This is a genomic window from Cytobacillus sp. IB215665, assembly GCF_033963835.1.
Classification (GTDB): domain Bacteria; phylum Bacillota; class Bacilli; order Bacillales; family SM2101; genus Nanhaiella.
This window is the reverse complement of record NZ_JAXBME010000022.1, coordinates 1-12374: the sequence shown is the minus strand read 5'-3', so window position 1 is coordinate 12374 and position 12374 is coordinate 1. Positions and strand designations below refer to the sequence as shown.

10 protein-coding genes are annotated in these 12374 nt (G+C 33.0%); 1 reads left to right on the top strand and 9 read right to left on the bottom strand.

Annotated elements, in window-relative coordinates; genetic code table 11:
* Window positions 1-39: 39 nt before the first annotated feature.
* The 9 genes from pulA to SLH52_RS20085 form a co-directional block, all read right to left on the bottom strand.
* Window positions 40-2196, bottom strand: coding sequence for a type I pullulanase (gene pulA / locus SLH52_RS20125; RefSeq protein ID WP_320211025.1), 2157 nt, complete (start codon window positions 2194-2196; stop codon window positions 40-42).
* Between the two features lie 2 nt (window positions 2197-2198).
* Entirely contained in the window at window positions 2199-3179 is a 981-nt protein-coding gene (locus SLH52_RS20120) for a diacylglycerol kinase family lipid kinase (protein ID WP_320211024.1), read from the bottom strand.
* A 12-nt stretch (window positions 3180-3191) separates the two neighbouring features.
* Window positions 3192-4187, bottom strand: coding sequence for an NERD domain-containing protein (locus SLH52_RS20115; protein ID WP_320211023.1), 996 nt, complete (start codon window positions 4185-4187; stop codon window positions 3192-3194).
* Window positions 4188-4535: 348 nt separating this feature from the next.
* Window positions 4536-5117 (bottom strand): RNA 2',3'-cyclic phosphodiesterase, encoded by a 582-nt coding sequence (thpR, locus tag SLH52_RS20110; protein WP_320211022.1) that lies wholly within the window; start codon window positions 5115-5117, stop codon window positions 4536-4538.
* Window positions 5118-5485: 368 nt separating this feature from the next.
* Window positions 5486-6664: an MFS transporter gene (locus SLH52_RS20105; RefSeq protein ID WP_320211021.1), complete on the bottom strand. Its 1179-nt coding sequence runs from the start codon at window positions 6662-6664 to the stop codon at window positions 5486-5488.
* A gap of 151 nt (window positions 6665-6815) precedes the next feature.
* Window positions 6816-8240: a dipeptidase PepV gene (gene pepV, locus SLH52_RS20100; RefSeq protein WP_320211020.1), complete on the bottom strand. Its 1425-nt coding sequence runs from the start codon at window positions 8238-8240 to the stop codon at window positions 6816-6818.
* Window positions 8241-8269: 29 nt separating this feature from the next.
* Window positions 8270-9277: a potassium channel family protein gene (locus SLH52_RS20095; RefSeq protein WP_320211019.1), complete on the bottom strand. Its 1008-nt coding sequence runs from the start codon at window positions 9275-9277 to the stop codon at window positions 8270-8272.
* Window positions 9278-9397: 120 nt separating this feature from the next.
* Window positions 9398-10543 (bottom strand): ABC transporter permease, encoded by a 1146-nt coding sequence (locus SLH52_RS20090; RefSeq protein ID WP_320211018.1) that lies wholly within the window; start codon window positions 10541-10543, stop codon window positions 9398-9400.
* Complete coding sequence (locus SLH52_RS20085; protein WP_320211017.1) at window positions 10530-11249, bottom strand: ABC transporter ATP-binding protein; 720 nt, start codon at window positions 11247-11249, stop codon at window positions 10530-10532. The genes SLH52_RS20090 and SLH52_RS20085 overlap by 14 nt, the downstream gene beginning before the upstream one ends.
* Before the next feature lie 412 nt (window positions 11250-11661).
* On the opposite strand from SLH52_RS20085, the gene SLH52_RS20080 reads away from it, so the two are divergent.
* On the top strand, window positions 11662-11880 hold the full coding sequence (locus SLH52_RS20080; protein ID WP_214481683.1) for a DeoR family transcriptional regulator: 219 nt from the start codon (window positions 11662-11664) through the stop codon (window positions 11878-11880).
* Window positions 11881-12374: the final 494 nt, after the last annotated feature.

Below are 12374 nucleotides of genomic sequence, written 5' to 3'. Positions count from 1 at the left end.
ATCTCTTTTACTTTTTTAGTCAAGTAAAAATAACAAGTTCTAATTACGAATTAATACCAATGTACTAATTGATGGTACGATTATTTGATTTCCTGTCATTTTTATAAGCGGTGTAATACCTGTTTTATCCCCATGACAAACAGCTTCCCAAACCTCTCCACTATCTATTTTAACCAATTGTTCATCTTTACTACTATTGTGTATAACAGTAATATATGCCCACGGACCGTATTTAGCAACATCAAGTAATTGGTAAGCAATTACTTGATCATTATCTGTAATAAATTTTAAATGTTTTCTAATTAGACTGGATTCAGGAAATCGAAAGGCCCGATGCTTTTTTCGGAGTAACAGCAAACCTTTCGTATAACGCACACTCGATTCATATATGACTTTTCTATCCCAGTCTAGCCAATTGATTTCATCAGGTGATTTATAACTATTTTCAACACCCAATTTAGTACGAAAAAATTCCTGTCCGCTATGGACAAATGGAATACCTTGCGATAAAAGGACGATTGCTGTAGCTAAGCGCTGCCTTTTCATTCGAGTTTCTTCATTTTCATCTGCGTTGCTTTTAAGCATTTTATCCCACATCGTATGATTATCGTGTGATTCTACATAATTAATTGATTGTACAGGTTCATCAAACATACCTATCTTAGCTTGATTATAGCTTATACTTCCCGTAATAACTTCCTTAACCTTATCAAGTTGAAAGCTATTACCTAAAGAAAACCCTTTATCTTCAAGTTTAAAAGTACTACCTTTTATACGGTCTCTAAATTGGTCATTGAAATGTCCAATTCTAGGGAGTTTTTTTGCATTTTGTATTGTAGCTTTCATTTCAGTTGGCAGGGATGTTGGTAAATCCCAGCCTTCTCCGAATAAAATGATACTTGAATCAATCTCATCTACAGCTGTTCTAATTCTATTCATCGTATCAACATCTAAAATACCCATTAAATCAAAACGAAAGCCATCAATATGGTACTCATTAAGCCAAAAGAGAACAGAGTCAATAATGAACTTTCTCACCATTCTTCGTTCTGATGCAATATCATTGCCAACACCCGTTCCATTTGATGGAAGACCATTCTCATCGTGTCGAAAAAAATACCCTGGCACGATTTTTTCGAACGATGATTGTTCTCGAATATATACGTGATTATATACGACATCCAACACGACTCTTAAGCCATTTTTATGAAAAGTAGTAATTACTTTTTTTAACTCATTAATACGATTGTAAGGATTTTGAGGATTACTAGAATAGCTACCTTCTGGAGCATTATAGTGTAGTGGATTGTATCCCCAATTATATGTTTTTTCTGGAGTAAGATCATCCACACCAGCAAAATCATTACAAGGCATTAGTTCTACATGTGTAATACCTAAATCTACCAAGTAAGAAAATCCTGTATATGAACCACTACTTTCAGAAGTTTGTGATGCAATTAGTCCTTTATACTTACCTTTCTCGTTAATACCGCTATTAGGATGTGTAGAAAAATCCCGTGTATGGATTTCATAAATAACCGCGTCTGTTGCATGCTCTAAAGGTGGCAATTCATAATCTTGCACAGCTGTTTTTTTAAAATCGACAATGACACCATACTCACTATTTACAGATATAGCTACAGCATACGGATCGATGGCTTCCTTCCATATAAGATTTACACAAACAAGGTATGAGTAATATACACCTTCTAGGTCATCATGTATTAATATATCCCATACTCCATGATTTCCACGATTCATCTCGTAATATTTCTTCTCGTTATCAATGGGATTCGTTATTTTTAATTTCACCTTCGTTGCACTTGGAGCCCATAATTTAAACAGTGAATATTTTTTAGAAAATGTAACTCCTAAATCATTCCCATCATAAGCATATAGCTCATCAAATTCAGATGTTCTAATAACAGCCCCAACCTGTAAATCAGTACTACAGCCTTCATCATCATAAACAGCATATGATTTACCGACTTCTATCTGACAAGCTGCTTTACATTCATACTTTATATACAAATTATCATCAAATGTAGAACATATTTGTAATTGTTCGTTAACATCCTCGTCACCTTGGAGTGTAAAAGAGTTAGACAACCCTTGTCTATATATTTTTGGCATAATAATCGTGATCAAATTCATTTCATCTAAAAATGCCTCGTAGGTACGTCTAATCTGTAACAAATTCATTCACTCCTAATTATTTCTCCATGTGATTTTCCTACAGAGTGAGTCGTATAAAAGGAGACTGCTTTGTTCTGTATTTTTACATTTACTGGTGACATGCCTACTATCTCTCCGTCAGCATGTACTAAAAGTGAGTCTCTACTTGAAATATCAATACACTTACCTGATTTCATATTTACTCCTTTAAACTTTGTGTGCAGACCAAAAAACACGCTCATAAATACCGCTAATAACTTTATACGTGATACATTATGAACAATTGTTACATCTAATATTCCATCATTTGGTAGTGCACGTGGAGATATTTTCATCCCTCCACCATAATATGCTTGATTGGAAACAGTCATAAACCAGACATTTTTAAAACGATGAATATTTCCATCTATCGTAATAGTTACATCTGATCTTTTATAAGTAAATAAAGTTTGTATTAGAATTATGACGTATATAAGTGATCCGAAGCCAATTTTATTTAAGCGTTTTTTTAAGTGCGATTTATTCGCTTTGCTAGCAACTTCAGCATCAAAGCCAACCCCCAAATTATTAACAAAGTATCGTAATTTCTTTAGAGGGTTACTTATGGTATATTGCCCTAAATCAAATAAAGAATAACTTGATTCTTTATCATCTATTATATGTTTTAGAGCCTCTAATGGTGCTTGAGGAACTGAAAAGCCCCTCGCAAAATCATTTCCTGATCCTGCCGAAATAAAGCCTACATTTATCTTAGAAAAGCCTGCTAAACCGTTAATTACTTCATGCATTGTTCCATCACCACCAACTACAACAATGCCAGCAACCTTCCACGGATGTCTCTTAACAATCCCTTTCACCAACTGCTCTGCATGTCCAGGTGAGTTCGTCAAAAAAGATCGATATTCGATATTTTGTTTTCCGAGCTCATGTTTGACCTCGTTCCAGATTGTTTTTGCTTTGCCGTTTCCAGCTGCAATATTTACAATAAAAAAAAGAATTTTCATAGTATCTACCTTCTATGTTAATTTCATTAGATCTGTATGATCATCTTCCCATTCATAGCGTTTGATAGATGACGTTTGACAATAGGACAATAATGACTGAGCCGCCTTCAATTGAATATGTTTTAACGGTGAAACCATCTTTCTTTGCTGATTAAACCAATCGTTATAATTTCTTTTTTCAATGATTTCAAGATCGATTGGTTTATCAAGATAATCAACATATCCAGAACGATTCAATATTATTTTTTTAACCGGCATCTCAATTTCATGAATATCATATATGTTTCGTATGATTTTTTCCATTCGATTTAAAGATATTGTAGGTGATAACACTTTATTATCTTTTCCCTCATGTTTTTTTAGCCAAAACCGTTTGTGGGAACCAATAAATACACTGTCTTTTTCATCTTCTAATAATGCAATACAATACGTTTGAATAGGAGTAATAACGACAATATCAAATTCAACAGGTGCCTGCTTTGCTAAAAAAATAGGCTTATATAAAACTAAGAACGTATCAGGAAATCTTTGAAGGAAAAATTTAATTTCTTGATTATGAAAAAAATCTCGATCAATTAACGACTTTTCTCGAATCGTTGAACTAGCCCACTTTAGTTGAATCTGGAACAAACGGTCTAGAAATAGTTGCATTAACTCTTCTAATGTTTCAGGACTATTGTCTTTATGAAACAGCCGCCATTCAACCTTATTATCATTATTCTCCTCATGATTAACTAAGTTATTATTTATTTGAGAATCCCTTTGCTTACGTTGAAACATAGATTTTAACTTCAATAGAATATTGTCATCTTTATTATCTAGTAAAGAATCCCAGCCAGTATCATTTTCATGATCAAAATCTTCCTTTGCAGCTAAATCTCCGTTTTCCCAAGCTACCCGAATTCCATTCCATTGCTGCTTTTTCATTCTAATATATTGACTTGGATAACGATAAGTATCAATTTCATATCGTGAAACATAATCTTGAAGTTTTATAAGTTGTCCCATCACTTTCACCAACTTTCAACTTGAAGTTTCCATCATTTTATATCTCTCTCACAAGTTTATGCGAAGTTCAACAACCGTATTAACTATTATATTGCTGGAAACTTGTTGTGAGTATCATTACTCGTATTTTTAACTAAGGCTCTTTTCGTTAACTTTGTTTCTATTTATACTAACTTTTCAGTCACTGATGTGTATTATAGAGTATCTATGTTCATTAGAGTAGAAAAGATGCCCCGAACTTTAGTTACATACAAGTTTAGCTTTATACGAAAAGAATTAAGGCGAATACAGCCTTATATAATCTCCTAAGGCTCTTTTCCTAAGCTTTGTTGCTATTTTCATTAATATTTATTTACGATTATTTTCAAGCGAAAAAAACTTGATCGGCTTATATTTTGGTATGCTTTCTATATCGGTCTGATAGAGTGAAAGTTGATTGACTTTAAATACCTTATGATTAGTTAAAAGCCATGACGCGTTGTTTAGCGTTTTTATATTAAATATTTTTTCACCCCTCCATTTCCTCCCTATAGTAATATGAGGGGAATACGGGCGTGTATCTAGTAAGAAACCTAGTTCAATACATGCTTTGTATATATCCTTCTGCAGCAAAAAAAGAGTTTCATTGTTATGTATTCCATACCATAAAATGCGTGGATGTTCATCTTGTCCAAATGTACCGAAAGACGTAAGCTCAAGCATGAAGCGATTGTATTGTTCAGCGATTATTGAAACTTTTTCTGTCAATGCTAATAATTGCTGCGGATCTTCTATACTTCCTAAAAATGCTAATGTAATATGATAATCCTGTTCATGAACCCACGACTTAAAAGGAAAATGATATTTAATTTTTTCTTTATTTAAATATAATTCTCTTTTCGTTTCATCTGGTAAGCCAATTGCCAAAAAATAATGTGGTTTTCTACCCATTATTCTCACCTATCTAATTTAATTTGTCTTAGCTCTTTAGAATATAATTAGCACAAATATTGTACCGTACAAAGACTAAAAGCACATATAACTAAATTTGAAAGCGTCTTCTTTGTTTAACTAAAAAATGACAAACTCACAAATCTTCTTCAAGCTGTTCTTAGTAATTATAAAAGGCTCTTTACGTAAACATACTGCTATTGTTATCAAATTAGTCCTATAAAAAGTGGTTTTATATTGTTAATCATTGTTGTACTGAAGAAAAGATGCCACGAACTCTACTTATGTACGTGTTTACTTCTTAATACGAAAAACAACAATCAATGCGAAAACAGCCTTATAAAAAGTTGTTTTTCGTACTAAGATAATTAGCTTACTGTTCGTCTTTTATTATCAATAATTATAACAAAAAGTAATGTAATTAATCCTACAACAGTCAGAAGACTAAAAAATAAATAGACATTATTTATTGAAAAACGCTCTAAAATGACACCTCCAAAAAAATTACAAAACCATGATCCTAAGCCAATCCCCGCAGCTGAATAAAGAGAAATAGCTGTTGCACGAACTTTACTAGGGGCAATATCTCTCACATACTGCAGGGCAGCAGGAATAAAAAAGCCTACAGAAATTCCTTGTGCAATTGTTGTAGCATAGATAACGGCTAGAGACGGTTCGAAAAAATAAAATAACCACCTTGCACCAGAAACAAAAGAAGCGAATAAAAGTACTTGTAATATTCCAATACGTTTAATCCACCGACCTGCAAATAGCATAAATGGAGCTTCACTACCAGCAGCTAAAAGAAAGGCCATCCCTACCTGTCCAGTTGAACCACCCATTTCAGTAATTAAAATACCAAAGTAAGTGTTATTTGCATGAATAGGACCAAAAATAAGGAAAGTGGTTAATAAGAACAAAACAAATCTTCGCAATCGAATGAGTTGAGAGAGACCTGCTCTAAGATTTACTTTCATAGATTGGCTTTCATTTGGTAACTTTATTGCAAAAAGGGCTGAAATAAATAATATAATTGCAAAAGCAAAAAAAATAACACCTAAACCATAGATATCAGCTAATTTACCAACAATAAATACAGAGAAAGCAAAACCAATCGCTCCCCATAAACGAATAGACCCATAATTTTTACGATACCTTTCAGTATATGTCAGCGTCATACTATCTGAAATTGGAACGATAGCACTTTGCATGACCGCTAATAATGCAGCAATTATAATAAACATAATATATGATGAAGCATATGAATATACAATGCCAACTACGCCTGTCAATACAATTGCTAACGTTAACAATTGTCTAGGTTTTTGTGTATAATCACTTAACATTCCCCACATAGGTTGAATGACAATCATTACAACAGGACTAATTGACATAATGACACCAATTTGTGTACCAGTTAATCCTATATCATCTTTTAAATAAACACCTAGAAGAGGATATAAAGATCCTATTCCAAAGAAAACGAAAAAGTAAAATAAGACGAAGTACCATTGAACGTTGATGTTTCGTTTCATAAGTAGTTCCATAAAAAGCACCATCCAATTAGATTATTCCATTCTTTCTTATAACTAACGACAAATCAATTAGTGTGCAATTTCACTAATCTTATTATTATGTCTATATACAGTATTAGTCCGCAAGACATCTTCAAATTAATGTCTTGCGGACAATTTTAAATTATTGAGCTAATTCGTAAATAGCTTGTGCATAAATTGCTGTTGCTTTTAATAGATCATCAATAATGATATATTCGTCCTTTTGATGTGCTGTTTCTTCTCGCCCTGGAAATAATGGTCCGAAAGCTACTCCTGCTTCTAATGAACGAGCATACGTCCCTCCACCAATTGATAATAAAGTAGCATCTTCACCTGTTTGTTCTTGGTAAACTCTTTGTAGTGTCTTTATTAATTCATGGTCTTTATCCACATGGTTTGGCTCCATATGTGAGACAATTTGTACTGTCATATCATACTTCTCACATGCTGCCTCTATTGATGATTTTGTTTTTTCGAAATCGTTTGTTACTGGGTAACGGACATTTATCCCAATTTTGCTTTCACCGTTACAATGATAAGATAATATCCCAGCATTGATTGTCAGTTCTCCCGTTATATCATCTTCAAATTGTACGTGAAGCGCTTTTCCTTTAGTGTCTTCTTCAAAATAATCAGTAACAAATCTAACAAACGCTTGAGCCTGCTCATCTAGCTGTATTTTTTTCAAAAAGCTTAATAAATGTATACCAGCATTAATACCGAGATGAGGTAGTGATCCATGTGCAGATTTCCCCTCAAGTTGTAATATAATATCGGTGTTTTCAACATAACCCTTCCCTTGAAGCTTATTCTCAGATTTAAAGGAATCAAAATGTTGCAGTATTTGCTCAGCATCTCCTTTAATTGTTAGCTTTGCTTCAGCGAACTCTGGAACCATGTTAAAGCGGCTACCTGATTGAAAGCTGTCTAATACGATATCGTTTTGTGATGATATTTGATTTTGATTTTTTTTCTTGATGATATGAATATCAGCTATTCCTTTTTCAGCATATATAATTGGAAAGTCAGCATCTGGAGCAAATCCCATCGTCGGCATTTCTTCGTGCTTAAAGTAGTGCTCTACACAGCGCCAGTTACTTTCTTCATCTGTACCGATAATCATACGGACACGACGTGATAATGGTAAGCTAAGTTCTTTAACGATTTTCATAGCATAATATGCAGCAATCGTTGGGCCTTTGTCATCTATCGCACCACGTGCATAGATTTTTCCGTCTCTTATTTCTGCACCAAATGGGTCACTTGACCAACCGCTACCTTCAGGCACAACATCGACATGACATAGAACACCAACGCTTTCTTCTCCCTCTCCAAATTCTATATGACCAGCATAGTTGTCAACATTCTTTGATTGAAACCCATCTTCACTACCTTTGTTAAGTAAATAATGCAAAGCTTGAGCAACGTTTTCCCCAAAAGGGAATTCCTTTGATGTATTCTCTTCGTCTAAAATACTTTTAATTTTTAATAACTCCTGCGTTGTCTGAATGATGCTATCTTTTTGCTTGTTAACCTCGGCTAACCAATTTATTTGCTCAACCATCATCTTCACCTCTTCTATAATTTTTGCTCCTGCTAACTTATCTTTTGGTATGTATTTTTATCACAAATGACATATAAGTATGTATTCTTAGGAATAGGTTTATCTAACATGCGATTTATATTTAGTTTATCCTGATCTGCGATTAAAGTCGCACCTGCTTCTAACAACTGTTCGAAAGCATCACGATACGTTTTCCACTCAGACTTTGCCCTAATTTGATATAGATCGTCACCAACGTTTCTGCTTATCAATTGAGTATAAACAGCAGATATGCCTTTTGTAAATGCAGAACGAACAGCCATACGCGAGACAGTTTCATGGGTTAAGACAAATTCATCTACCTTTACATGGACAAAATTCTGTATATGTTCCTCCGATAGAATTTCCACAGTAGTATGTATATTAGGAACAAGACGTTCAATTGCAGTAGCAATAAGCAATGATTTTCCATCAATTAATTGAACATCTTGAATGGAGTCATCAGCAAAGATAATAGCTGCTTTACACTTCGAAATATTTGCCTTCGACAGCGTTTCATTATCAGCAGCATAACCTTGCACATAGTGAACCCTATCATTTATGATCGGTGACTTTTCCAGTGTATCAATGATGACTAACTCAATTTTACTTTCTGATTGTAGAATTTCTTCGATGGCAAAATTTGATTTTCTTGACCAGCCGATTATAACTAGATGATTTTCACCTTTATAATGCACTCTTCCTTCCTCCCTCTTCTTTCTGAATGTAGCAAAGAAGTCAACAATCTTACCAATAATGACACCAATTAAACCAATTCCAACTAAATAAAGAAATATAGCATATATTCTTCCTAGCGTAGAGACAGGATAGAGATCACCGTATCCTACAGTTGTGACAGTTGTCATCACCCACCATACACCTTCAAAAGGTGTCGTAAATGTTTCTGGCTCTAGATACATCATAATAAGTGAACTACATGCTATTAGTGCAATTGTCGAAGTAAATAAAATCCAATTATTAAACCTTACTAATTTGACAATTATCTTTTTAATGATAATCACAATTCCCCCCCTCTCCCACAGTCATAGGATAATGATTTAATAGTTTTCATTTTTTGATCATCTTCTTTTAGCTTATCAAACTATAATTGTGGATTAAAGATTGATTTATAAAAGCAATGTTTAAAGACTAATCATTGTGGCCCCTAATAATAGTGAGATAATAAACAGCATAGACGGCACCCAAAATATATTAACTGCTTTTGTTCTTGCTTGAGCAAGCTCCTTCTGATCTTGATTAACATGCATAATAAAGTGCTTATTTTGGATATGATCCCACATCGATGTTAGCCATATTTTTATGACGATAATGATTCCAATACATAATAACCATTTCAACCAAATAGCAGGAACGATGATTACTGTAGGTACTGAAATACCAATTAGTCTTAAAAGCGAAAATATGTACTGCTTATTTCTCAATAGAATTTTTATAAAAACTTCAACGAGCGTATTTTGTTTAGTCCAATATGAAAAAATTCGCTGTGATTTACTAAACAACAATGGTCGCTTTCTTTTGATTCTCGAAGGCTGGTCAATTTTTGACATTTGTAATATAGTACTTGCAAATTTTAACTTTTCCTCTTTTTCCGTAATAACGTCGTCAAAGAAAGTACCAGTTTGACTAATCATTCGTCTTACTATAAATAAATATGTTAGCAAAAATACAAACGTCATCGTAATGATGAACTGAGGAATGAATAACATATTTGTAAAACTTATGATACTACCTAATATTAAGAACAATATTAATAAAATACCCTTTTTAAGCCAGCTACGTTTAAAATATGATAGCCATTTTTTTAGCATTAAGATTAGAAGTTTCAGACTTAAAAAGAATATAAATGTAATCATTACTGTTTGCACGTTCAAATTGTAATGAATAAACAAAAAGGGTGCAAATATTATCATTATGAAACTCATTTTAATACTATTACTTATGACATTATAACCGACGGCTAACTTTTTCAAATTCCTAACGATTTGCTTCTTTTGAATTAAAAAAAGCTGATCAGCTTCCTCAATAAAAAATCTACATGAACCTAGCCAACAATATAGATATATTACTAAAAATAAATATAACTCTGGTACAGGAACGATCCAACTTGGAATTGTAATCCACCATAAACCATATATGTAACTACATGCTAATAATGTAGGTATGATTATATAAACAATAATCGTCCAATCCGCAATCGAACGAAAAATCCCCCATTGAAACTTCCATTCCCGTTTCAACCTTTCAAAAAACAAACTACTTCCTATCATTATCATCCACCTCTGTTAGATGATAAAAGCAATCAAATAAAGAACCATCTATTAATCCACTTTTATTTCTAATGTCTTGCATCGTTCCATTTGCAAGCAACTCTCCATTAGAAACAAGTAAAAATCGTTCACAAATTTTTTCAGCTGTATCTAATACATGTGTTGACATAAGAATACTAGCTCCTTGCTCTCTCTCTTTATCAAGCAGAAATAACAAGTCTTTTACGGCGCGTGGATCCAAACCTATAAAAGGTTCATCTATAATGAAAATGGATGGCTTAATTAAAAACGCTATAATAATCATTACTTTTTGCTGCATGCCTTTAGAAAAGGTGCTAGGCAATTGATGAATGACATGATTAAGCTTAAACACTTCTAGAAGATGATCTGCTCGATTTTTAAATGTTTGATCATCAATATTCATAGTCGAGGCAGCTAAGTCTAAATGCTCCCATAAAGTAAGTTCATCGTAAAAAATTGGCTGTTCAGGTATGTATGCGTAAGTCGTTTCATTACTAAAATTAATATCCCCCTCTAAATAATTTAGTACTCCTAATATTGCTTTAATCGTCGTACTTTTACCGGCACCGTTTGGGCCAATTAATCCAACTAATTCACCTTTTTGCAAACTAAAACGGATGTCTGAAATGATTAGGTCTTGTGCATCGTAGCCTGCTTTATTAATATTCACATCGAGTAATTGCATGTATATCTCCCCCTAATTCTTATACGGTTAAACATAAAAAAGGTTTCCTCAATTAGAGGGCTAAGTTATTACAGAGGCTCTTTTCGTAAACTTTGTTGCTTTTGAGATTAATTTAGAACAGCAAAAATTTCACACCAAAATTAAATGAGTTGATACGTATTTATTTCTTAGTACGAAAAGTAACAATCATTGCGAAAACGGCCTTTACAAATGAATCATAATATATTACTAGGTAGTGTATGTGTCTTATTAAAAACCACAAAAATGTATAATTATTTTGTAAATTATAAATTTTTATGGTTTTTTTCTCTTTTTTTTGTGTAAAATAAATATATACGTATGACAGTAAAACATGAATACAGCTAGATGAGTACGTTGTACTATGCGAAACCATACTATAAGGAGTGGTTTTTTGAAACCTACAACAGATCGTATGCTAACTCGTATTAAATCAGTTTACATGTTTATTAATGAAAAAGGAACTGTCACAACAAAGGAGCTAGTAGAAGAATTCGGAACAACTCAAAGAACAATTCAACGAGACCTTCACGTACTAGCATTCAACAATTTAGTACGCAGTCCTAGTCGAGGTAAATGGACAACAACAAAAAAGAGAGTTAAAATTTCGTAGCCAACTAATTTAAAATATAGGAAATGATATACACCTACAATGTAATGAAGTTCCAGTTACATCAAATACTTTTAATCTCAAATATAAATAGTTTTTTTCTATAAACTAACCAAATGAGCTTTTATAAGTAGAAGGCACCTGAACTCTAATCGTCTACGTGTTTATTACTTTGTACAAATAAATAACAATCAATCATAAACAACTAATATTAATTATAAAAGCTATTACATACGGACCTAAAACAGGTCCTTTTTCTTTGCAATTCAACTATAAAATTGAGAAAAGAATATAAGAATTTATATTTTCACCCACCTCAAAACACCGTTCATACTGATCTCGTATACGTCGTTTCAATTTATATTACAATGGTAGATGTGTACCCACACAATGAACTTTCATCACCTAGTAATTCCTATCATTAGCACAATAAAAAGAGGCTGGGACAAAACCCACCTCTGAAATGAAAAAGCCGTTGAAATTTTACTCGTTGTAAA